Origin of the sequence: Paenibacillus tengchongensis (assembly GCF_008973665.1) — a bacterium.
Taxonomy (GTDB): Bacteria; Bacillota; Bacilli; order Paenibacillales; family Paenibacillaceae; genus Paenibacillus_AQ; species Paenibacillus_AQ tengchongensis.
The window spans coordinates 161677-183404 of the sequence record NZ_WACP01000010.1; the positions used below are offsets into that span (position 1 = coordinate 161677).

The window sequence follows — 21728 nt, forward strand, 5'->3', positions numbered from 1 at the left end:
CGTCCCGGAAGGTATGAAAGTGAGCAATCTTTATAAAAATATATCATAACACCACCGCTTCTGCACCGCTTCTGAAAGAAACTTCATCTCTTATGTAAGCAATTACAGCATTAACCATTGCAGCGTCCCGCAAAGTATTGTAGTATATCTTTAAAAATTTCGGAGGAAGTATGTCTAAGAATCAACCAGAATCTCACAACATTCAGGCTTGGTCGCTGATCAACCGCAAATATCTTGGACAAGGTGTTCGTGTCAAGCGGTTCCGCCGTCCGAAACGCAGCCAAATCCGCAACCGTGTTCTGCTGGCTATTCTGATGGCCAAGGATATTAAGCTGTCCCGCTTGGCCGAAGAGCTCTCCGTTTCCTCGCGCAGCGTCAGCGCCTGGGTCTACGAGGGCCGGATCCCCTCACGGAATAATATGGATAAGACCTGCCGTCTGCTCGGATATCCGCAGCATGTATTGTTCAACGAAGCGCTTTTGCGCCAAAGCCCGATTGTCTGCCAGCCGACCCCATCCCGGTTTATGAAAAGATCGGCGGCCGGCTCTCCCCGCAGCAATGTAATACTGACCGGACTATGTATGGTTTACGATTTCTCTGTAACCGATGTCAGCATCTGGATCGGCGTTCATCCCGGCACCTTCCGCAAATGGCTGCACCATAACCATCTGCCTTCCCTGGCGCTTCAGGAGAAAGCCGAGCAGTTCTTCCGCATCCCGCGCAGCATTCTGTTTGCCGATTGTGAACCGAAGTAGGCGCTGTAAAGAATGGCGCCTCCAGTTAATTCAACACATATTTTAGAGATCGTTCGAAGATATGGTCCTGTCTCTGTCAACCGGAGAAGGGCCTTTTTCGGCATAACCGCAAAGAGAATTACCTCCCCGGTAAGCGTGAGTTACAGGCTAATCGGCCATACTAGCAAGGAAATGCTCATATGATATCCAGGAGGTGTGCTATGGAATTCAACGGTATTGTGACAGCCGGCCTCACGGACAGCTGGGATGTGGCACCGGGGGTATGCGGGCTGCGCACATTGTTTGCCAATCTCGCCTTTGTCTCTTCGTCCCCGGAACATTGGATTCTTGTCGACGCGGGCCTCGGCAACTTTGCCGGCGCCATTGTGCGGATGGCCGAGCGCCTCTTCACGGGCGCGCCGCAGGCCATTGTTCTGACCCACGGCCATTTCGACCATGTCGGGAACCTGCGGGAGCTGCTGGAGGAATGGAAGGGAACGCCCGTGTATGCGCACCGCGAGGAGCTGCCTTTCCTTACCGGCCGGCAGGATTATCCGCCTGCCGACCCATCCGTAGGCGGCGGCCTGATGAGCGCGGCCGCCCCGCTTTATCCGCACCGGGCCATCGATCTCGGCCCGGCGGTTCAGGCGCTGCCGGACGACGGCAGCGTTCCCGGCGCCCCCGGCTGGGCATGGGTGCATACCCCCGGCCACAGTCCGGGGCATGTTTCACTCTTCCGCAGCGGGGACCGGGTTCTGCTCTCCGGCGATGCGCTGCTGACCGTCAAGCAGGAATCGGCGCTGGCGGTAGTTACGCAGCACCAGGAGCTGCACGGGCCGCCGGCCTACTTCACCACAGACTGGGAGGCCGCCGAGCAGTCGGTCCGCAGGCTGGCGCTGCTGGACCCGCAGGTGCTGCTGCCCGGCCACGGGCTGCCGGCGGACGGTCCGCAGCTCGGCCCGCAGCTTGCCGAGCTGTGCCGGACGTTCAAGGAGAAGGAGCTGCCCGCGCAAGGAAGGTACGTATAAAGCCCAGAGAGCCGGAGGATTACCCTCCGGCTCTCTTTTCAAGCGTGCCTTTCCTCTATTTCTTGCGGGCAAGGATATAGCGCAGACTGTAAGAATGACTGCCGTCCTGCACACTGTGGAAGAGCTCGGTGAACGAACCCGTCTCCAGAATGTCCGTACCGGCAAAATGCGCGCGCAAATCACGGTCACTAAAGAAGTGGGCGTATTTCCCGGCCTTATACTCGTAGGTTCCCTGTTCGCGCAGGGGGCCCTGCCCGTTCATCGGGTCCTGGTCGGAGAAGCCGGTGAAGTAGAGCAGCCCGCCGCTGCGTACCTGACCGAGGCATACCTCAATGAGACGGCGGCGCTCCGCATCAAGGAACAAATGAAGCACATCGTAGCAGTACACGGCATCCACCGGGGTCTTCAGCTGTGTCTCCAGAGCAGACCCGGCAATGAACACCGCGTCCGGATCCCATTCGGCGGCGAGCTTAAGCGCTGCCGGGCTGATTTCAATTCCGTATGTAGCAAAGCTGCCGGAGAACACTTTGGTCTGCCGGCCGTAGCCGGCGCCGGGAACCAGCACCGCTGCAGCCCCCGCGTTCTTAAAGTGCTCAAAGGCAGCGTAAGCAGAAGAGCTGGGCTCTGTCCCCCAGATCATGCCCTCCTGTGCGAAACGCTCCTCCCAATAGTTCGACATTCCAATCCGCTCCTTCATGATTGTTCACTGGCTGCACATCCTATCCCGCCTTCAGCCCCGTTTGCTGCGCATCGCGTCCAGCAGCTTCACTCCGGGTTCGCCGCCCGCCGCGTAATGGTCGTATTCCGGCGACTCCATCGCGTATAAAGCAATTCTTCCTTCCCCGTTGAAGTGGACGCCCCACCCGTACCGCTTGGGCAGCATCGATGCCCGCAGGCAGGGATGCTTCTTCGCGAACAGCCCGCTCCAGATTTCCGCACGCCGGCTTATCCGTTCACATTTAGGATGCTCTTATCATACCCGACCACGGCTGGCAGGCCAAGCTTCTGCCCAAATCCAGCCCCTGGGCGTAAGCTTCCCGCCTTCCGCACAGGCGGCAGGTTCTGCGGCCGGGCCTGCACGCCAAAGAAGCTGGTCCCGCGGAAATGGAGGCACCCGGCCGCCATACGCGCGGATCAGCTTCTTAAACTTCAAGGCTTCCCCTGTTACCAGCTTGATTTAACGACGCCGGGAATCCGGCCCTGCAGCGCCAGCTCACGGAACACAATCCGCGAGACCTGGAATTTACGCAGATAGCCGCGCGGTCTGCCGGTAACGGCGCAGCGGTTATGCAGGCGCACAGCCGCAGAGTCACGCGGCAGCTTCTGCAGCGCCATGTAGTCTCCCGCATCCTTCAGCGCTCTGCGCTTGTCCGCATATTTAGCCGCCAGTTCCTGACGCTTCCGTTCCTTTGCCACTTTAGATTTCTTCGCCACGGTGATCACCTTCCTTTCTACTCTGCATATCCGGCAAGCATCCCTTCCGCCACCCACGGCAGCGGGTTCGCAAATCCGTTCCAGTCCAGCTTCATTTCCTCAGCACTGAGCAGGCAGCGGTCCAGGTCCGCTTCAATACGTGTGCGGTCCATATCCATGCCGATGATGACGATCTCATTCATGCGGTCGCCCCACTGTTCGTCCCAGCGTGCCTTCATGTCCGGTTCGCCGGCCAGCACTTCAAGCTGCTGCTCCTGCGGCAGGGTGGCCAGCCAGTATCCCGCCGGACCGAACTGGATGGAAGGTCCCGCCTGGCTCAGAGTGGCGGCGAAGTCCCCCCTGGCCGCCAGCCATACGAGCCCTTTGGCCCGCACCACTTGTTCCGGCCAGCTGCCCAGGAATTCGCTCAGGCGCTGAGGATGGAACGGCAACCTACGCCGGTAAACAAAGGACCCGATGCCGTATTCCTCCGTCTCCGGGGTGTGCTCCTCCTTGTTCAGCTCGGCAATCCATCCCGAGGACATGCTGGTCTTGGCGAAATCGAACAGCCCGGTGTTGAGGATGTCCTGCGGGTCCACAGCCCCCTTGACGGTCCGGATAATTCGAGCCGCAGGCTGGAGCTTCCGGAGCACCGCTTCCAGCTTATCCAGCTCGGCAGCACCGACAAGATCGCATTTGTTCAGCAGCAGCACATCGCAGGTTTCAATCTGATCGATTAACAGGTCCACGATATCCCGCAGATCGTCTTCGCCGGATACCTGGCCGCGGTCCAGCAGGCTTTCGCCCGAGGCAAAATCATGCCAGAAGCGGAAGGCATCGACTACAGTAACCATCGTATCCAGCCGGCAAAGCCCGGTCAGGTCGATATCCAGCTCAGGGTTTGCGTACGTGAAGGTCTGAGCGACCGGTACCGGTTCACTAATGCCGGAGGACTCGATCAGAATATAGTCGAACCGCCCTTCGGCTGCCAGCTTGCTCACCTCCCGCAGCAGATCATCGCGGAGCGTACAGCAAATGCAGCCGTTCGACATTTCCACCAGCTTCTCCTCGGTACGTGACAATGTGTTACCCGCTTGCACGAGCCGGGCATCCACGTTGACTTCGCTCATGTCGTTGACAATAACAGCTACCTTCATTCCGTCACGGTTATGCAAAATATGATTGAGCAGGGTGGTCTTGCCGGAGCCCAGATATCCGCTGAGCACAGTTACAGGTATTGGTTTCATGGATCTTCTCCTTATGTGTTGGTTCAGCTTACAAATACGCCGTCTTAGCGGGTCTCACGGTGCAAGGTCATCCGCTTGAGCCGCGGGCTGTATTTCTTCAGCTCCAGCCGCTCGGGATGATTCTTCTTGTTCTTGGTGGTCGTATAGTTGCGGTCGCCTGTCTCGGTGCAGGCCAGGGTGATCGTTACGCGCATAAACTCAGCTCCTGTTGTTTATTCGTAATTTTTACGATTAAGCATCATTCTACACACACCTCCGTTCGGTGTCAACTGTGCAGGCGAAATTTGCTCCTCCAGCAGGCTTACAGGTCTTTCCTGCGGACAAGGCACGTATACATAGCCATATGAAAATATAAGTCTTGCAACTAAGTAAGGATGAGGTCAAAAGCGGGAGGGTGAACGATGGAAATACCTGTATTGATTCTTGGCGGATTTCTGGGCAGCGGGAAAACGACGCTTCTGCTGTCGCTGCTGGAGGAAAGTAAAGCGCGCGGCTTAAAGCCCGGTGTGATCATGAACGAGCTGGGTGCCCGCGATGTGGACGGATATATTTTGCAGGAGCATACCGGAGTCAATGTGGAAAAGCTGCTGGACGGATGCGTGTGCTGCACACGCAAGGATGAGCTGCCGGGCAGTCTGAATAACCTGCTGGCCAGGCGGCCGGACCTTATCTTTATCGAGCTTACGGGGGTGGCCGACCCTGCGGAAATCGCGGAAATGCTGCAGACGGAGGCCTTTGCCCGCAGGCTGAAGCTGCATTACACGGTTACCCTGCTGGACGCGGAGCACGCCCTGGAGTACAGCAGCCGCTTCTCTGCGGATAAACAGCTTGTCCGGACGCTGCGCAAGCAGCTCAGCAGCGCCGACCTGATCATCGTGAACAAGAGCGACCTGGCCGAGCAGGAGACTCTCTGGAAAATTGAAAAAACGGTGCGCAAAGTGAACAGCGCTTCCGAAGTGGTCTTCACCCATTACAGCCGGATTAATCTGGCCCCGCTGCTGGCAGGCCTCACTCCGCAGGCTCCCCGCAGCACAGCGCCGCAGCGGGGGACGGCGGCAGCCGGCGGGGCTCCGCTGAAGCGGATCCAGGCTGCGCCGCAGCCGGCGGCAACGGCTGTGCAGGAGCCGCCGGCAGGGCAGCAGGAGCCCGGCGGCAGCGGCTCCTATTCCCAGGTATCCGCCGTCACCCTGACGTTTCCCCAGGCGGGCGGAAGCGGAATCGACCCGCAGCGGCTGGAGAGCCTGTTCCGGGTGTGGGGGCATGTCCTGCTGCGGGCCAAAGGACATGTGCGGCTGCAGGGGGACGCTGCCGTGCAGCTGGTGCAATATGCCGGGAACCGCACGAGTTGGGAGCCGTCGCGTTATCCGGGACAGCCCTATGTCGTCTTCATCGGGCTGAATCTGGACGAAGAACGGCTGGCGGAGCAATGGACCGCACTGTTCGGCTGATACCTTGGCGAATTTGTCTGCGTTCAAACTGAAATGGTTCCCGCTGCTCCTGCCCGCCGCTTTCCTGCTTGCCGCCGGAAGCATCTGGCTGCAGAGGCTTCCGGCGCCGCCGGACAATGTCTATCTCGACACTTTCAAGACCGCCTTTCTCGGCATCCTGCTCGAAGCGCTGCCCTTCGTGCTGCTGGGGTCCCTGCTCTCCTCGGCTTTGCGCGTGTTCGTCCCCGACGAGACGCTGGCGCGGTGGATTCCGCGCCGTCCGCTGCCGGCCATTCTGCTCAGCTGCCTGCTCGGCGTGATCTTTCCCGTCTGTGAATGCGGCATGATTCCGCTGGTCCGGCGGCTGATGCACAAAGGGATGCCGGTATATTCCGCCATCACCTTCATTCTCGCCGGACCGATCCTGAATCCGGTGGTGTTCGGCGCCACGCTGACCGCCTTCCGGGCCCATCCGGACCTGGCTTATGCCCGGATGGGACTTGCCCTGGCCGTTTCCGTACTGGTCGGCCTGGTTCTGTACGCGGCGGTGAAGAAGCCGCCGCTGCGGCTGTCCCTGGCCCGCAGCGGCGGCGAGCCGCACCGCCCGGAGATGCGCGGCGGCAAGGCGGTCTCCGTCTTCGTGCACACCGCCGATGAATTTTTTGAAATGGGCAAGTACCTGATTATCGGCTGCCTGCTGACCGCAGGCATCCAGACCTTTCTCGACCAGGGGAGCCTTTCCGCGATCGGGGACCGACCGCTGCTGTCTTACCTGTTCATGATGGGCCTGGCCTTTGCGCTCTCGCTCTGCTCCACCTCCGATGCGTTTGTCGCCTCGGCGTTTCTGCATACCTTTCCGGAGGGTGCGCTGCTGGCCTTTGTGGTGCTGGGGCCAATGCTCGATTTCAAAAACGCACTGATGCTGCTGTCGCTGTTTAAGACCGGCTTTGCTCTGCTGCTCTTCTTCCTGATCTTTGCCCTGGTCTTTACGGGCTCGGTGCTCTTCTCGCTCGTTCTCTGATCGGTTCAGGCGAAATTACCGGTTCAAATCAAAGACATATCCTTATGGGAAATCCCCGTTCCAGGAGGCCATGCTGCTTATGAACGACCCCCGTGTGATCCGGGTACACTACATGCTCCGTGCAGCAATCCTACTGCTGTTCGCCCTGTTCATCGCCCATCTCGTCCAGCAGGATGCGCTGCATTATTACGTCGCGCCGCGCCTGGCCCGCTGGGTCAGGCTCTGCCCGCTGCCGCTCGTGCTGATGGCTCTGAGCCTTGCGCTGCAGGCGCTCTTCGGCAAGCGGGGCGACCTGTGCGACTGCGAGCACCGTCTGCCGGCCTCGGGCGTTGCCGGAGGCGCGCTGTACAGCCTCTTTCTGTTCCCGCTGCTGCTGGGGCTGCTGCTGCCCGACCGGGCGCTCGGCAGTGCTGCCGCCGCCCGGAAAGGCTTCGAGTTCGCCTATACCTCCCCCGAGGCCGGCAACCGGAGCCCGGGCGGCTTCAGCGCCGAGGACCCTTACGAGGCTGAATTCGCTGCGCTGGCAGGCCGGCTGCACAGCTTGCCGGTCATCCCTGTGCTGCCGGAGCTCTTCTCCGAAACCGTCGGCGCCATGAACCTGTACAAGGAACAGTTTGCCGGAAAAAGCGTGCAGGTGACCGGCTTCCTATACCGGGAGAAGGGGCCCGGGGGCCTGGAAACTTTCGCCGTCAGCCGCTTTCTGGTCCAGTGCTGTACGGCTGACGCTACCCCCGTAGGCATCCTGCTTCATCCGCAAACGCCAATAAGCCTGCCCGCCGATACCTGGATTCAGGTCCGGGGCAAGCTTGCTGTAATCTCTTACGGCAGCGGTGATGTGATCGGGCTGGTTCCGGATGAGATCCGCACTGTCACGCAGCCCGCAGCACCTTATGTCTACACCAGCGCGGATTCGGTAGCCGCCTGGGATGAGCTGTCATCGGCAGCAGGCTATTAAATGACCGCATCGAGCGCGTCTTTGTCATCCGGCGATGGGTCCGGATTGACTACCTCGACCATCAGCCTGGCCGGAATGCAGATAATCTGCTGCTTCGGACGGGAAATAAAGCCCATATCCAGCGCGATCGGCAGCGGCGCATCGGAGTACGTCATTTCAATGCCGTAATCGTACACTTTCAGCGTGTTGTGGCCGAACTTGGTCTTAATGTCGATGATTTGTTCTTCTTTGGTCAGAGGCACCGTCTGATACGTCTTGCCGTTGATCGAAATGACCGCCTGCAGTTCCCCTTGCGTAAAGTGCTCATTGCGTTCATTCAGCCACTTCACTCCATAGAAGGCAGCTGCCGCCAGAAGAACGACCAGAATCAGCACGATATCACCTCGTTTCAGCTTTTGCAATGTTGTAGTCCTTTCGCATCCAATTTATAAACGTAATATTTACGAATAGTTAAAATATAGCCATGCCGGCTGCGCCTTGTCAACCCTGGCGCAGCCTTTTTATCGCTATCCAGGCTATGCCGAAGCCCCTAAATCTGATGCTTTCAGCATTGCCCTTGGCCGCAGCAAGTACATCAACTACTTGCGGACATGCGGTGTCCACTCCCGGAGCACCCGCTCCAGATCCGCTGTGCGGATCGGCTTTGAAATGAAATCCTGCATCCCCGCTTTCAGGCAGATGTCTCTGTCTTCATGCCTTGCAAAAGCCGTTGCGGCGACTATAACCGGATGCAGCCCGAGCTCTCCCCGAATCTTTCTGGTTGCTTCTATCCCGTCCATAACAGGCATCTGTATATCCATAAAGATCAGATCATAACGGCGGGACAACGCAGCTTCCACTGCCGCTCTCCCGTTTGCCGCCTCATCGGCGGCATAGCCCAGATTGCGCAGATACGTCTTCAGCAGTTCCAGATTCACCGGATGATCCTCGGCGATCAGGATGGACAGCGGGCCGTATTGTCCGGCAGACTTCACCGCAGACGAAGACGCAGCCAGCGGCTGTGAGTAGTATCCGGGAACGAAGCCGCTCTCCTCCCTGGGCAGAGCGGCGCTGACCGTAAAGTAGAATTCCGAGCCTTCTCCCGGCACGCTGTCCACCCCGATCGCGCCGCCCAGCAGCTCGGCCAGCTTCTTGCTGATTGCGAGGCCCAGTCCGGTCCCCCCGTATTTGCGGTTGATGGCGGGGTGAAGCTGGGAGAAGGATTGGAACAGCAGCTTCTGGCTGCCTTCGGGAATGCCGATCCCGGTATCGGTGACTGTAAATTTCAGCGTGACCTGATGGGGTGCGGCAGCCGACACTGCGGCAGCCTTCACCGTAATCTCACCCTCTTCGGTGAACTTCACCGCATTGCCGACCAGGTTGACGAGGATTTGCCGCAGTCTGCCCTCATCGGTCACTACCAGCGGCGGCAAGGCCGGGTCCGGTTCCATGCGCAGCGTCAGTCCTTTTTCCTTAACCCGCGGGTAAAAAATTTCCGACACATTCTGCATCACCTGGCGTAATTCGACGGTCTGCGGCTCCAGCGTCATCATTCCGGCCTCGACTTTGCTGAAATCCAGCACCTCGTTTATGATGTGCAGCAGTTGGTTACCGCTTTTGGTGATGATTGCTGTGTAGTATTGCTGCTCTTCGTTCATCTCCGTTCCCGCCAGGAGATCGGCCATCCCGATAATTCCGTTCATCGGCGTCCGCAGCTCATGGCTCATAATCGCCAGAAACTCCGATTTGGCCCGGTCCGCCTGCTCGGCGGATTCCTTGGCGCGCATGATCGCCTTCTCCTCGGTAATGTCGCGGAACACAACGACGGCCCCTTTGCGGACCCCGTTGTCGAACAGAGGTGTCATCCGGTAGCTGACCAGGAAGCTTGAACCGTCCTGCCGCCAGAATACCCCTTCCTTCTCTTCGTAGGACAAATGCTCCAGCAGCCACTCCTCGGCCGAATGGCGCACGCCCGGGAACGGTTCTCCCGCCAGCCAGGTCTGCCCAATCGTATTCAGCCTGCCGCCCCGTTCAAGCTCCTTGAGGCCGTAACCGAGCATGGCCGAAGCCGCCGGATTGATAAAGACCGTCTCTCCCTGCAGATTCATCCCGAAGATTCCTTCGGATACCGAGTTCAGAATCAGGGCATGCTCGTAGCTCAGCTTCTCGATCTGATCCAGATGCCGCTTGCGGTCGGTAATATCACTGATAATGGCGAAGACGCCCACAGCCTTGCTGACCTCCATGATCGGCACATAAACGATGCCGACATCGACGGCGTGTCCGTCCTTGTGGATGATCCGGCTCTCAAAGGTCTGGGCCATACCTTCCGCCGCAGCTGCAAATCTTCCCGCCACAAAATCGAGCTCGGACGGGTCCATAATGTCACTGTAACCGGACATCTGCAGGCTTTCGCAGGAATATCCCGTCAGCCTGCGCAGACTCTCATTGAGAGAAAGAATGCGTCCTGAACAGTCCATCGCACTGACCGCCGCCGGATTGTAATCAAACAGCGACTTATAGCGGTTCTCGCTCTGCTGCAGCTGCAGTTCATATTGCTTGCGCTCGGAAATGTCGCGGGTTATGCCGATAACCTCAGAGGGTCCTTCCGCATCTTCGTATGTATAGCGCAGCGTCGTTTCCGTCCATATGTACGAGCCGTCCTTGCAGCGGAAACGGAAAACGACCGGCTCAAGCCGGCGCCCCTCTCTAATGAGGCGCAGATAATCGCGGACCTTGAGCTCATCCTCGGGATGGACGTAATCCATACCACGGGAGCCGACCATCTCTTCGGGGGTATAACCGAACATCTGGAGGCTTGCGGGCGAGGCATACAGATAAGTGGCATGAAGATCCGCAGCATTCCGGGAGATAAAGTCACGGGAATATTCCGAAATCAGGCGCTCTTCCTGCCTAAGCATGGTTAGTTCAGCAATCATATATGAAGGGAGGCCGTCCTCCTCCCGAAAGGTCAAATAGAGATGCAGGGATCCCCGGAAGCTCCCGCCGTCCTCACGCAGAAACCGGAACTCCAGATCGGCTTCCGCTCCGGGACACTGCCGCAACGCTCCCACCGCTTGCCCGCAGGTGTACAAACGCCTGTCTTCCGGGTGAAGCAGGTTCAAGCAGTCCATCCCCGCCAGCTCATCCTCGGTATAGCCGAACATGCGGAGAAATGCGGGATTGGCCATCCGCACCGCGCCGTCCCCGGCAGATATCGCCGCAAACCCGGTGGAGGAGCGCATATACAGATTTTTTAATATTGTATCTGACAATGTTGTAGCCTCCTCTGTGCAAAATTGGGGGACTTTGGTTATTTAACAGTATACCTTTTTTTCGGCGAATCCGCTTTAGATATGAAGTCTATCACAGAGTTCCGGGATGAAGAATGAGACAAATGCCGCAAAAAACCGGGATTTGCGAAACAGCCGGCTATGTATAAAGAACGAAGGGAGGGCTAACGCAAAATGATATTCCAGGGAATTTGTCTTATTACCGGGGACGTAGTGCCTGGCCCAATTCTACGACCGTATCCTGCAGACCACTCAGAGCTGGAACATGAATAAATAACCGCAAAAAAGCATTCTCCGCTGTTACGCGAAGAATGCTTTTTACATGTGGAACGGATCGCCATGGGCAGGGGGATTCAGTCCAGCCTCCGCCTCGGCAGCAGCCAGGCGCAGAATAGGGCCAGGGCCAGAGCAAGCGCGCCCAGCAGCCATTGATCCCGTCCCCAGCCATGCTTCAGGAAGCCGAACAGATAGAAAGCACCGGTCAGCTTGCCTTTCGTGGAATAATCGATTAAATACCAGGCAAATCCCGTGATATAACCGGCCGGCAGGCTGCGCAGCAGCAGTGCCGCAGTCATCCCGCACGACCCCAACGCCGCTGCGGTAACGGCCACACTGGCAGTGAGGGCCCATACGCTGACGGACGCGCCTTGCTGCCGGAGGTACATATACAGCAGTCCCACCGCCAGGACAATAAAAGCGAAGGTTATGAGCCAGCGGAACAGGAAAAGCGGGAACGGACGGATGACTTTGCCGAAGACAACCTCACCGGTCCCCCCTTCCTCCAGCAAGGCCAGGTGGGGGAAAACAATCAGCCCAATGAAGCTCAGCAGCAGCGCGCCCAGCTTGGCCGCCTGGGCGGCGCCCATCAGCCCGGGATCCATGAAGAAGGGGATTACCACCAGCAGCAGCAGGGACAACAGCCAGGAAGAATTGGCGGTCAGCTTGAGATTGTACCAGCCCAGCTTCACCGTACCTTGGCCCGGCATCAGAGCGCCTCCGCCCGGGCTGACGTCTTCTTGGCCCTTCGAGGCCTTCTGACCACAGCGCCGGCGTCTGCCCTGCTGCGGTCCCGCTCCCATAACCACGCGGCTCCCGCCGCCAGGAGAACGGCCAGCACCAGATAAAAGCTTCTGTTCAGAGCGATTTCATCCATCCAGTCCCGGTACAGGGCATAATCATTGGGCGAATTGAACCGGATCAGCAGCTTGAATAAGCCATAGGAGCCCATCAGCGGCAGCACGGAAACAAACCACCAGATTAGCTGCAGGGCAATCGGAACGATGCCCCGGCGGAACAGCATGGAGCCGAACATTCCAAAGGCGACCGAGGTCCAGACCGTCGGCAGCAGCCACCAGGCTGTGTATCCAAGGAATGCAACCAGCGCTTCTCCCAGTTGCCCTTCCAGCTCGAGTACGCTGACCGTCTGCCAGGCACCAAGGACAGCCAGCAGGAGGTATACGACAGACAGTATGGCGCCCAGCGCTATGAATTTGGAGCCGACATAGGCCCGGCGGGATACGCTGCGGCTGTATATCAGCTCGCTCATCCGGCTGGAGCGGTCCCGCAGCAGCAGGAATGCTGACAGGAACACCGGAAATACGCCGGCCGACAAGGCCAGGTAATCACAGAAATAACGGGCGGCTCCAGGCAGCAGTTCTCCGGCGGATACCTTCTTCTCATAGGCGGCTAAATTTAGCTTCTGTGCGGCGAGGCCTTCTTCCGGTGTGGTCAGATTCATTTCATAACTTTCCAGCCCGCTGCGGTATTGCGTATTGCCGCCCAGCTGACGGTTTAGCTTTGCGGATACTTGATATACATCCTCCATGGTGTACTTGTCCGCTTCCCGGATAATCTCCTCCAGTCTGGACACCGCCGCTGCGAACGCCTGCTTCTCTTTCTCGCTAAGGCGTTTATCGACAAGAAATCCGATACGGATCTTCTGGACGGTGCCCGACTGCAGATTCCAGCCCATCTCCTGGCGCATCCTCCCGGCTAATTCCTCGACATTGGCCGGAGCCCGCCAGCCGTATAACGGGTGCTCGGCCGATCCGATATTCTGCGGAGCAGCGCTTGACGGCGGGCCGAGTTCACTCCAGGTCTCGCTGGTGGCGTACTGGGTAAAGTAAAAGAAGCAGGAAACCACAACGAACAGGTAGAACACCAGGCTGCGCAGAGTCATGCGAAGCTCCTTGCCGATCAGCTCCTTCACCGGACACCCGCCTCCTTGCGCATCAGGTACAGGTAGGCATCCTCAATCGTCGGAACAGCCGGCTGTGCGCCTGCATAGGGCTGCTCATCGGCAAGGATGCGGATACGCATGCCGGCTCCTTCCGGCACGGCGGACAGCACCGGAAATCGCTCACGTTCCCGTTCCCACTGGCCGCGTTCCATTTCCGCCGTCCAGATCCGGCCGGCGGCTGCGGCGGTCAGCTCTCCGGTCCGGCCATGATAGCGCAGCTCTCCCCGGTGCAGCACGGTCATCTGCTCGCAGGTCGATTCCACATCCTCCACGACATGCGTGGAGAGGAGCACGATCCGCCCTTCGGAGAACCGGTTCAGCAGCTGCCGGAAGCGGATCCGCTCCTCAGGATCGAGCCCTGCTGTCGGCTCATCGACGATCAGGAGCTGCGGCTCATGCACCATAGCCTGGGCAACGCCCAGCCTGCGCTTCATCCCGCCGGAGAGGGCCTTCACCTTCGTCCGCCGCTGCTCGGTCAGATTGACCTGCTCCAGCAGCGCGTCAATTCTCCGTCTGCGCTCGGCCCGGTTTCTCATCCCGGACAGCAATGCCAAATAATCCATCGCCTCCAGGACCGACATTCCCGGGTAGACGGCGAATTCCTGCGGTAAATATCCGACCATCCGGCGGATTTGCGCTTTGTCGCGCAGCGGTACCCCGCCGATCGCGGCAGTGCCGGAGCTTGGCTCCAGCAAGGTGGCCAGCAGCCGCATCAGTGTGGTTTTGCCGGCTCCATTCGGACCCAGCAGTCCGTGTATGCCTTCTCCGATCCGCAGGCTGATTCCGTTTAAAGCCGTTTTGGCTCCATACGATTTCGTTAAATGCTCAATCTCCAGTTCCACTTAAGGCCCCTCTTCCCTGATTAATTACTTCCACTGCCGGAGCTCTTGTCCGGATTCCAGGTCAACTCCGCCTTCTCCACCGCTATTCCCGCGCCGATCAGCAGCAGCGACAGCACGACACACAGGGCTTGATCGACTTGCCCGTACAAGCCCGCGCCGGCAACCGATGCTGCGGAACCCAGGATGAGCGCCAGCTTCATCCGGTGCTGTCTCGCCAGCATTCTGCGGTTGCGCAGCACCTTCTCCGCCTCGCGTTTGTCATACTCCAGCAGGCGGGCTTTCCGGTAGACCTCATCCAGAAATGCCTGCTCCCGTTCGTCTAAGTTCACCTTCCCACTCCTCCTGTTCATAAATCTGCCTGAGTTTCCTGCGGGCGCGGTGCAGCAGCACCTTAAAGCTGACTGTACTGCGCTGCATTATGGCCGCCGCCTGTGCATACTTCAACTGGCTCACGTCCACCAGATAGACCGCCATCCGGTAATCCGGCTTCAGCGCCTGCAGGCGCCCTGCCCATTCCCGGTCCTGCTCGCGGATCACGGCAAGCATTTCCGGATTATCCGCCGCCTCAGGCGCCGCTCCTCTTCGCCGCAAAGCCGCAGCACAGTCCTCGCTGCAGTCCGCCACGCCTGCCGTGTATGTACTGGTCAAGACTCTGCCCCGCCTGCGCAGGTCATCAATGCATTTGCGGCGCAGAATCGTGAACAGATAGGTTTTGAACGAAGCGCGAAAATCATATTTTTCCGGGTACACCAGCACCACAGCAAAGCACTCCTGCGCCAGATCCTCGGCCATGTAGTAATCGCCGGTCAAATGATAGGCGAAGCCTACCGCCGGCTGCCGGTATTTCCGGACCAGCCATTCAAACGCTTCACGCTCACCGGCCCGAAACCGCCGCAGCACCTCTTCCTCCTCTTCGGCTGCACCTGCAGAAAGCTCCTCCGGCCGCCTTTCCCCGCCCAGCTTGCTTCCGTCCGTTCCGTCCCCCTCCTCTCTGCGTGGTTCTATTCCTTATTCGTACAAGGTCCACAAATGGTTACACTGCTGTCCAAATCAATAAAAAAAGCCCGTCAACTGCCCATAGCAATTGTGCGGGTCTGTTCTTCATAAACCGGCGGTGCCGGGATGCTTTAAGCTTCGAACTGTTGATCGCATTTGTTACTATTCGCGCACTGGCCGGCGGAATCCTCTCACCATGTTCTAAAACGGAAAAAGGGGCTTTCTTGTGCATCTGAGGCAACAATACACCTTGGAGTATGCTGCAAGTCAAGGGTGGCTGCATCGCAAAATTCTATTTATATGATACAAAAAACAGGCTTCTTATTGACATTGCTGTCAATCGGAAGCCTGTTTCTGAACAAATGATGCGGTCGAGAGGACTCGAACCTCCACGGGGGGTTAGCCCACACGGACCTGAACCGTGCGCGTCTGCCAATTCCGCCACGACCGCATATTATGTATCCGGCGTTTCAATCACCGTAATTAAGAATATACACTCTTCTGCAGTAAAAAGCAAGAGTTTTATTAAAAAGTTTTTATCCCGCCAATCCGCCCAGGGAGAAGCCGGCCCTTGCCGGCGCGGGTGATAGGCAGCAGCAATAAGTGCAATTCGTTTTCGATATTTCACTGGACCTCTGTCAAGAAAGTGGACGGTTAAGCTGCGACTTTTCTATTAAATTGCTCAGCAAAACGTGCAGGGGAAAGATACCCTAGCGCACTGTGCATCCGCTTGCGGTTGTAATAAAACTCAATGTACTGAAAGGTAGCATTGTAAGCTTGCTCCCGAGTCTTAAACTTGGGGTTACAATAAATGAGTTCCTTCTTTAAAATACTGTGCCAAGAATCAATACAGGCGTCCTTGATCTCTGCTTCAAGATCCCGCACCCGGTCTATGCTGGCTGCCGGTTCGTTCTTGAGCTCACGATATTGGCCCATCCACTGGTGCAGGGTGCTCTTCGGGATGCCCAGCTCCTCCGCCAGTTCCCCCAATGTTTTCGTCTGTTCTTGAATGAACTTTACCGTCTGTCTTTTAAATTCTTCGTTGTACCGTTGTCGTTGCTCTCCCATGTGAACACACCTCCGTTGGTCTTATTATCGTTTGTCCGTTAACGGGGGTCCACTTTAAATTCTACCAGCATACGGTCCGTTCAGTATACGGCGGTTCATCCGCATAAGTTCAACTAACGTTAATTTTCGTAATGTGCATCAAATGTTTCTATCGAAAAATCCTGCATATGGTATAATCCCCTAAAAAGAAGCGCTATTTCATTGGCCTTACTGTTTGGGGTAACGGATTACTATATACTGGCGCTGTAGGTTAATACGCTATTCGTCCTAAGCCTGCGCAACAATCACTATGACTCTCGATTAAAACAGCTTCATTAAGCTACCGATTGGACGGAAGTATTATCATTACTCTGGATATGTTACTTCATGAAAATGAGGTGTATAGATTGGGATCTAGGATAATGCACTATTGTATTACTGTGCAACTTGCAGAGAAGTTAAAAATCAATTCAGAGCTTTTACATCTCGGTGGACTTGCTCCAGATGCTATTGGTTCTGACGATCAATCAAAAGACAGATCACATTTCATAACACCTAAGGAAAATGGAAAGAAACGCATCAACTTAGGCTTATTTTTAGAGAAATATGGTGATCGAATGCATGATCCATTCTATCGTGGATTTTTCAGTCATTTGGTCGCTGATTATTTATGGTACGACTGCATAATGGTAAAATACTTCAAACCGCTAAGCATGGAGGATCGTCGGAAAGCAGAAAAAATCGGTTATTTGGATTTTCGAATACTAAATGCAAAGCTAATTGACCACTTTAATTTAACTGAATGCAAACTGACGACGATTGAACAAAGTGAAATGGACATAATTGATATGCATGCTTTATCTGGTGTTATCCATCAGTATGAAGCTGATTTTATTATTGATCCTATTGCGGAAAGTTCACCGTTGAGACTATATTCTTTTGAAGATATCCTCTCATATCTCGATTGTTCAGTTAAAGAAACAGTTAGTAGATTAGAAGAAATTAATAGAGAGACAAAGATCTAAGTAATACGTTGAGTTCAACAACATAGCATTTAGGTTGGCTGTGTTTTTCTTCTGCCTCTCCCATCTGCTGCGCAGTTTCCGTCTTTAACGCAGCCGTTCACATCAGCTTTGCAAGATCCGTTTCATACCGGCTGCACAGAACCGGCCTACCCCACCCGAATGTTGACTTTCACCTTCTCCATAACTTGTCGAACATTACTCCCCTGACTGCGGCTCGTCAGTTCTTTTATCTTCCCATTTGACAAGGGGTTGAACAGGGGCGCAAATATATTTCCCTTTTCCGTCCTTCCCAAGGCAAAGCCCAGTAAACTTGAAATACTTCCGGCCACTATGCCCGCGGCTCTACCACATTCATCCGGACTCTCCGATGATTCTCCCGAAACTTACGGCAGGATTCAAAAAGCCGCGCTGCTACCTGTTTGCCATTCGCTACGGTTAGCGTGGATTGCTTGCACAGCAGATGCATCAGCAGTAAACAAGAGCTGTATCTGCAGGGAGATTACCTATTGAATCACCCGGTCGATGACCATAGGGATGCCAAGCTTCCGGACTCCGTTTTCATCTGGTTTGGAAATTTCTTTGCGCCGTACCGGGCTAGGCATGTACCCGCCTTCCAGGAAACTTTGCAGAAGCTCACCCTAATGTTCCAGAAACCATGGCAGTGCCTCTACTACGGTCATTCCGTCGATTCCAGGAGCCCATGGTTGCGGTTAACCTGCTTCATTACAGTCCCTACTCCAAGCCTGTAGCGCACTCTCACCGTCAAGTTATCGTCCATGCCGGGTGCTCACAGCAGAACAGCTCCATCTAGTTTGTGTGTACAGCCTTAACGTTGTCGTTCATCGCCTACAAACCTGCCGCTCCCCGCTCCCCAGCCGGCAATCAGCAGCAGTACGCTTGCCGCCAGAAGCAGCGCCAGGGGAATATCCCAGCTGTGCACGGCATCATGAAGCAGGCCGAACAGCGCCGGGCCCGCTGCCGCCAGCAGATAGCCGACGGACTGAGCCATGCCGGACAGTTCACCGGCCTCCCGGGTGCTGCGGGTACGCAGGCTGAAGAACATCATGGCCAGCCCGAAGGCGAAGCCGCCGGCAATGCCGATGCAGATCGCAGAGAGCGGCATCCAGCTGCTGTCTCCAAGCCAGACCCCCAATATACCGGCCAGGAACAGCAGCGCTGTGACCAGCACCAGCGGACGCTGTGACTTCAGCTTTCCCGCCCAGATCGGCACAAAGAACGTGAACGGCAGCTGGGCGAGCTGCATCAGCGACAGAATCCAGCCTGCCTGCGCGGAGGACATTCCCCGCTCGCCCAGAATGACGGAGAACCAGGCAATCAGCACGTAATAGAGCAGTGACTGCAGCCCCATGAACAGGGTGACCTGCCAGGCCAGGGGCGAACGCCACATCTTTGCCCCGCTTCCGGCGCTGCGGCTGCCGCTTCCTTGATGCAGGCCGCGCATTTGCGGAAGCCACAGCAGCAGAGCCGGAACGGCAATGATGAGCCACAGGGCGAGCGTGCCCCGCCAGCCCAAGCCCGCCTGCTCGGCCAGTGGTACACTAATCCCGGAGGCCGCCGCAGCGCAGATATTCATTGATACGGTATATAGTCCAGTCATCAGGCCGAGACGCTGCGGGAATTGCCCCTTGATCAGCGCCGGCAGCAGCACGTTGCAGACGGCGATAGCCATGCCGATCAGCGCTGTGCCGGTGAACAAGTATGAGGCTCCCGGCAGGGCGCGGATCAGGATGCCGATGCACAGCGCCAGCATCGCTGCCGCCAGCACGGCGGGCGTGCCGAACCGGCGCGCCAGCTGCGGCGCATACGGCGACAGCAGCGCGAAGGCCAGCAGCGGCAGCGTCGTAATGGCACCGGCTGCGGCACTGGAGAGGCCGAGATCGCCGGCGATCATCTCCAGCAGCGGGCCGACCGAGGTGAACGGGGCGCGGAGCGCCGCCGCGACAAGCAGAATGCCTGCGATAAGCAGCGCCCGTCCGCCCGAACTGCTGCGGGGGCGGACGGAGCTTTTGCCGGCAGAAGTGTGTGAGTCCGTATTCATCTTGCTCCTCCAAGTTGTCATATAACGCCTTACCCCGGCCAAGCACAGGCTTGTCCGGCTGTAGAGGCTGTATGTAGTCGAACCGGGATGGACGAGGAATTATTCCTGCTTGTCCCCCGGCACATTGTACCATTATAGCTCCGCCGGACAAGAAGCACCACTACAGCATAGACGGGCGGCAGATGGAGGCAGATGGAGGCAGATGGAGGCAGATCTCTCGCGGATATCCTTGAAGATCTGTTCGCGCCCATTTAACGTTTATTAGGGCTGCCCTAGCGGGCAGCCCATTTGCAGCGCTGAAGAACAGAATTTACACCCAGAAGGACTTAGTGATGATTACCAGAAGGATGAACAGAACCAGAATCGCTCCGGTCGAAGTAAACATGTTGTAGCCGCCGACATTTTCGCTCATGAATGTCTCCTCCTTTTTGCTTGGGATACAAATTAACGTATGTGGAAAAAGGCCTGCGGGATTGGGTATAACGGCAAACATTCAGCAGTAATCCCGTAAATTTCAGCCTTTATCGTTGACAAAAGCCCAGTCCGCCGTTAGTATCCTAAGAATACAGGTCTATTGAGAATGAATCTCAACTAAGTATACATAATCTAACAGAAATGAGTGAATTCAAGATGCTACGCCGGTTTTTCTCTTATTATAAGCCTTACAAAAGGCTGTTCGCGCTCGATTTCATTTGTGCGGTGGCCGCCGGTCTGCTGGAGCTGGCTTTTCCGGTCGCCGTCAACAAGTTTATCGACGAGCTGCTGCCGGGTCAGGACTGGCCGCTGATTCTGCTTGCCTGTGTCGCCCTGTTGGCGATTTACGCATTGAATGCCCTGATGCAATATATCGTTACCTATTGGGGACATATGCTGGGCATCAACATTGAAACCAATATGCGCAAAAAAATGTTCGACCATATCCAGAAGCTAAGCTTCCGCTTCTTCGACAACAATAAGACCGGCCATCTGCTCGGCCGGATCACAAACGATCTCAATGACATCGGCGAGGTCGCGCACCATGGTCCCGAGGATGTGTTCATCGCCGTGATGACCCTCGCCGGCGCCTTCGTGCTGATGGCGGATATCAATATGAAGCTTGCCGTTATCACTTTCATCATTGTACCGCTGATGGCCTGGGTAATTCTCCATTTCGGCCGCAGCATGACCAGCACCTATCACCGTCTGTTCGGGGATGTCGGCAACTTCAACGCGCGGATCGAGGACAATGTCGGCGGTATCCGCGTTGTTCAGTCGTTCGCCAATGAAGAACATGAGAAGGCGCTGTTCGCCGTGGACAACCAGAAATTCCGGGCAACAAAGCTGCTGGCCTACAAGCTGATGGCCCGCAGCTCTTCGATCAGCTATATGATGACCCGGCTGATTACGATTGTCGTGATGATTTGCGGCGCCTGGTTCTTCATTCAGGGAGAGCTACAGATCGGCGAGTTCGTGGCCTTTATTCTGATGTCCAACATTTTCTTCCGCCCGATTGAGAAGATCAATGCCGTCATCGAGAGCTATCCGAAGGGCATTGCCGGCTTTAAACGTTATCTGGAGGTCATCGATACAGAGCCGGATATCGCCGATAAGCCGGACGCGGTCGAGGTCCAGCACCTGCGCGGAGATATTGTTTTTGACCATGTCAGCTTCGGCTATGACCATAACCGGCAGGTGCTGAATGATATCAGCCTGAAGGTAAAAGCCGGTGAAACCATCGCTTTCGTCGGTCCCTCGGGAGCCGGGAAAACGACGATTTGCAGCCTGCTGCCGCGCTTCTATGAGGTCACCGGCGGGGCCATCACCGTCGACGGCATGGATATCCGTGACCTGCAGCTGCAATCGCTGCGCCGCCAGATCGGGATCGTGCAGCAGGATGTGTTTCTGTTCTCCGGCACCATCCGCGAGAATATCGCTTACGGCAAGCTCGACGCCGGGCTCCCGGAAATTTGGGAAGCGGCAAGACGCGCCCATCTGGAGGATCTCATCCAGAGCCTGCCGGAAGGCATGGAGACGGTCATCGGCGAGCGCGGCGTGAAGCTGTCCGGCGGACAGAAGCAGCGGCTGGCCATCGCCCGGATGTTCTTGAAGAATCCGCCGATTCTGATTCTGGACGAGGCCACCTCGGCGCTCGACACCGAGACGGAAGCGGCGATCCAGCAGTCGCTGGCCGAGCTGGCCGTCGGACGCACGACACTGGTCATCGCGCACCGCCTGACCACGATCAAGAATGCCGACCGGATTATTGTCGTCGGCGAGAACGGCATTGCCGAGGAAGGCCGGCACGAAGAGCTGCTGAATGCCGGCGGCGTATACAGCCGCCTGTATCAGGCGCAATATGCGTTATCCTAAGCTCCGCTGCCGCATGTGTGAGGGACACGAAAGAGGCACGCTCCGGAACAGCCGGTGCGTGCCTCTTTCCGTTA

Annotated in this window: 23 protein-coding genes and 1 tRNA gene; 7 read left to right on the forward strand and 17 right to left on the reverse strand. The window is 56.9% G+C overall.

Going from position 1 to position 21728, the window contains the following annotated elements; all coding sequences use genetic code 11:
* Nucleotides 1–170 precede the first annotated feature (170 nt).
* Both F1381_RS17630 and F1381_RS17635 read left to right on the forward strand, forming a co-directional pair.
* Complete coding sequence (locus tag F1381_RS17630) at nt 171–755, forward strand: helix-turn-helix domain-containing protein (RefSeq protein ID WP_151736147.1); 585 nt, start codon at nt 171–173, stop codon at nt 753–755.
* A 200-nt stretch (nt 756–955) separates the two neighbouring features.
* On the forward strand, nt 956–1762 hold the full coding sequence (locus F1381_RS17635; RefSeq protein ID WP_151736148.1) for an MBL fold metallo-hydrolase: 807 nt from the start codon (nt 956–958) through the stop codon (nt 1760–1762).
* Nucleotides 1763–1817: 55 nt separating this feature from the next.
* Here the strand turns inward: F1381_RS17635 and F1381_RS17640 are convergent, their stop codons facing one another.
* From F1381_RS17640 to rpmG, 5 genes are all read right to left on the reverse strand, one after another.
* Nucleotides 1818–2441: a class I SAM-dependent methyltransferase gene (locus F1381_RS17640; protein ID WP_151736149.1), complete on the reverse strand. Its 624-nt coding sequence runs from the start codon at nt 2439–2441 to the stop codon at nt 1818–1820.
* Between the two features lie 51 nt (nt 2442–2492).
* Entirely contained in the window at nt 2493–2711 is a 219-nt protein-coding gene (locus tag F1381_RS28385) for a DUF6157 family protein (RefSeq protein WP_343043428.1), read from the reverse strand.
* Between the two features lie 215 nt (nt 2712–2926).
* Nucleotides 2927–3196: a 30S ribosomal protein S14 gene (rpsN, locus tag F1381_RS17645; RefSeq protein WP_151736150.1), complete on the reverse strand. Its 270-nt coding sequence runs from the start codon at nt 3194–3196 to the stop codon at nt 2927–2929.
* A gap of 17 nt (nt 3197–3213) precedes the next feature.
* Nucleotides 3214–4422 (reverse strand): GTP-binding protein, encoded by a 1209-nt coding sequence (locus F1381_RS17650; RefSeq protein WP_151736151.1) that lies wholly within the window; start codon nt 4420–4422, stop codon nt 3214–3216.
* A gap of 44 nt (nt 4423–4466) precedes the next feature.
* A complete protein-coding gene (rpmG, locus tag F1381_RS17655) occupies nt 4467–4616 on the reverse strand; it encodes a 50S ribosomal protein L33 (protein WP_151736152.1) in 150 nt (49 codons plus the stop codon).
* A gap of 207 nt (nt 4617–4823) precedes the next feature.
* On the opposite strand from rpmG, the gene F1381_RS17660 reads away from it, so the two are divergent.
* From F1381_RS17660 to F1381_RS17670, 3 genes are all read left to right on the forward strand, one after another.
* A complete protein-coding gene (locus F1381_RS17660; RefSeq protein WP_151736153.1) occupies nt 4824–5870 on the forward strand; it encodes a CobW family GTP-binding protein in 1047 nt (348 codons plus the stop codon).
* Nucleotides 5871–5883: 13 nt separating this feature from the next.
* On the forward strand, nt 5884–6870 hold the full coding sequence (locus F1381_RS17665; protein WP_343043424.1) for a permease: 987 nt from the start codon (nt 5884–5886) through the stop codon (nt 6868–6870).
* A gap of 79 nt (nt 6871–6949) precedes the next feature.
* Nucleotides 6950–7825, forward strand: coding sequence for a TIGR03943 family putative permease subunit (locus F1381_RS17670; protein WP_187355416.1), 876 nt, complete (start codon nt 6950–6952; stop codon nt 7823–7825).
* On the opposite strand, the gene F1381_RS17675 is transcribed toward F1381_RS17670, so the two are convergent.
* From F1381_RS17675 to F1381_RS17715, 10 genes are all read right to left on the reverse strand, one after another.
* Nucleotides 7822–8226, reverse strand: a complete 405-nt coding sequence (locus F1381_RS17675) for a NusG domain II-containing protein (protein ID WP_151736156.1) — start codon at nt 8224–8226, stop codon at nt 7822–7824. The two genes, F1381_RS17670 and F1381_RS17675, sit on opposite strands and share 4 nt — an antisense overlap.
* A 177-nt stretch (nt 8227–8403) precedes the next feature.
* A complete protein-coding gene (locus F1381_RS17680) occupies nt 8404–11079 on the reverse strand; it encodes a PAS domain-containing hybrid sensor histidine kinase/response regulator (RefSeq protein WP_151736157.1) in 2676 nt (891 codons plus the stop codon).
* 371 nt (nt 11080–11450) lie between these two features.
* Complete coding sequence (locus F1381_RS17685) at nt 11451–12083, reverse strand: hypothetical protein (RefSeq protein WP_187355417.1); 633 nt, start codon at nt 12081–12083, stop codon at nt 11451–11453.
* Nucleotides 12083–13306, reverse strand: coding sequence for an ABC transporter permease (locus F1381_RS17690; RefSeq protein ID WP_151736159.1), 1224 nt, complete (start codon nt 13304–13306; stop codon nt 12083–12085). The genes F1381_RS17685 and F1381_RS17690 overlap by 1 nt, the downstream gene beginning before the upstream one ends.
* Nucleotides 13303–14178, reverse strand: coding sequence for an ABC transporter ATP-binding protein (locus F1381_RS17695; protein ID WP_151736160.1), 876 nt, complete (start codon nt 14176–14178; stop codon nt 13303–13305). Before F1381_RS17695 ends, F1381_RS17690 begins: the two co-directional genes overlap by 4 nt.
* A gap of 20 nt (nt 14179–14198) precedes the next feature.
* Nucleotides 14199–14507 carry a hypothetical protein gene (locus tag F1381_RS17700; protein ID WP_151736161.1) on the reverse strand — a complete coding sequence of 103 codons (309 nt, stop codon included), beginning with the start codon at nt 14505–14507 and terminating at the stop codon, nt 14199–14201.
* Complete coding sequence (locus F1381_RS17705) at nt 14470–15078, reverse strand: RNA polymerase sigma factor (RefSeq protein ID WP_187355418.1); 609 nt, start codon at nt 15076–15078, stop codon at nt 14470–14472. Before F1381_RS17705 ends, F1381_RS17700 begins: the two co-directional genes overlap by 38 nt.
* A 462-nt stretch (nt 15079–15540) precedes the next feature.
* Nucleotides 15541–15625: transfer RNA gene (locus F1381_RS17710), tRNA-Leu, on the reverse strand.
* Between the two features lie 3 nt (nt 15626–15628).
* On the reverse strand, nt 15629–15802 hold the full coding sequence (locus F1381_RS28390; RefSeq protein WP_187355419.1) for a hypothetical protein: 174 nt from the start codon (nt 15800–15802) through the stop codon (nt 15629–15631).
* Between the two features lie 26 nt (nt 15803–15828).
* Complete coding sequence (locus tag F1381_RS17715) at nt 15829–16242, reverse strand: transposase (protein ID WP_151736163.1); 414 nt, start codon at nt 16240–16242, stop codon at nt 15829–15831.
* Between the two features lie 356 nt (nt 16243–16598).
* On the opposite strand from F1381_RS17715, the gene F1381_RS17720 reads away from it, so the two are divergent.
* Nucleotides 16599–17246 (forward strand): hypothetical protein, encoded by a 648-nt coding sequence (locus F1381_RS17720; RefSeq protein WP_187355420.1) that lies wholly within the window; start codon nt 16599–16601, stop codon nt 17244–17246.
* A gap of 826 nt (nt 17247–18072) precedes the next feature.
* Here the strand turns inward: F1381_RS17720 and F1381_RS17730 are convergent.
* Both F1381_RS17730 and F1381_RS28585 read right to left on the reverse strand, forming a co-directional pair.
* Nucleotides 18073–19305 carry a CynX/NimT family MFS transporter gene (locus tag F1381_RS17730; protein WP_151736165.1) on the reverse strand — a complete coding sequence of 411 codons (1233 nt, stop codon included), beginning with the start codon at nt 19303–19305 and terminating at the stop codon, nt 18073–18075.
* 310 nt (nt 19306–19615) lie between these two features.
* Nucleotides 19616–19717 carry a sporulation protein YjcZ gene (locus F1381_RS28585; protein WP_203457039.1) on the reverse strand — a complete coding sequence of 34 codons (102 nt, stop codon included), beginning with the start codon at nt 19715–19717 and terminating at the stop codon, nt 19616–19618.
* A gap of 218 nt (nt 19718–19935) precedes the next feature.
* Here F1381_RS28585 and F1381_RS17735 point away from each other — a divergent pair, with 218 nt between their 5' ends.
* Nucleotides 19936–21654 carry an ABC transporter ATP-binding protein gene (locus F1381_RS17735; protein ID WP_151736166.1) on the forward strand — a complete coding sequence of 573 codons (1719 nt, stop codon included), beginning with the start codon at nt 19936–19938 and terminating at the stop codon, nt 21652–21654.
* Nucleotides 21655–21728 lie beyond the last annotated feature (74 nt).

What these genes read in the sequence shown, in the direction of transcription:
- F1381_RS17635 (WP_151736148.1), top strand. Translation starts at nt 956, where the DNA reads ATGGAATTCAACGGTATTGTGACAGCCGGCCTCACGGACAGCTGGGAT.
- F1381_RS17720 (WP_187355420.1), top strand. Translation starts at nt 16,599, where the DNA reads ATGTTACTTCATGAAAATGAGGTGTATAGATTGGGATCTAGGATAATG.
- F1381_RS17715 (WP_151736163.1), bottom strand. Translation starts at nt 16,242, where the DNA reads ATGGGAGAGCAACGACAACGGTACAACGAAGAATTTAAAAGACAGACG.
- F1381_RS17685 (WP_187355417.1), bottom strand. Translation starts at nt 12,083, where the DNA reads ATGCCGGGCCAAGGTACGGTGAAGCTGGGCTGGTACAATCTCAAGCTG.
- rpmG (WP_151736152.1), bottom strand. Translation starts at nt 4,616, where the DNA reads ATGCGCGTAACGATCACCCTGGCCTGCACCGAGACAGGCGACCGCAAC.
- F1381_RS17640 (WP_151736149.1), bottom strand. Translation starts at nt 2,441, where the DNA reads ATGTCGAACTATTGGGAGGAGCGTTTCGCACAGGAGGGCATGATCTGG.
- F1381_RS17630 (WP_151736147.1), top strand. Translation starts at nt 171, where the DNA reads ATGTCTAAGAATCAACCAGAATCTCACAACATTCAGGCTTGGTCGCTG.
- F1381_RS17735 (WP_151736166.1), top strand. Translation starts at nt 19,936, where the DNA reads ATGCTACGCCGGTTTTTCTCTTATTATAAGCCTTACAAAAGGCTGTTC.
- F1381_RS17730 (WP_151736165.1), bottom strand. Translation starts at nt 19,305, where the DNA reads ATGAATACGGACTCACACACTTCTGCCGGCAAAAGCTCCGTCCGCCCC.
- F1381_RS17660 (WP_151736153.1), top strand. Translation starts at nt 4,824, where the DNA reads ATGGAAATACCTGTATTGATTCTTGGCGGATTTCTGGGCAGCGGGAAA.
- F1381_RS17650 (WP_151736151.1), bottom strand. Translation starts at nt 4,422, where the DNA reads ATGAAACCAATACCTGTAACTGTGCTCAGCGGATATCTGGGCTCCGGC.
- F1381_RS17670 (WP_187355416.1), top strand. Translation starts at nt 6,950, where the DNA reads ATGAACGACCCCCGTGTGATCCGGGTACACTACATGCTCCGTGCAGCA.
- F1381_RS28585 (WP_203457039.1), bottom strand. Translation starts at nt 19,717, where the DNA reads ATGAGCGAAAATGTCGGCGGCTACAACATGTTTACTTCGACCGGAGCG.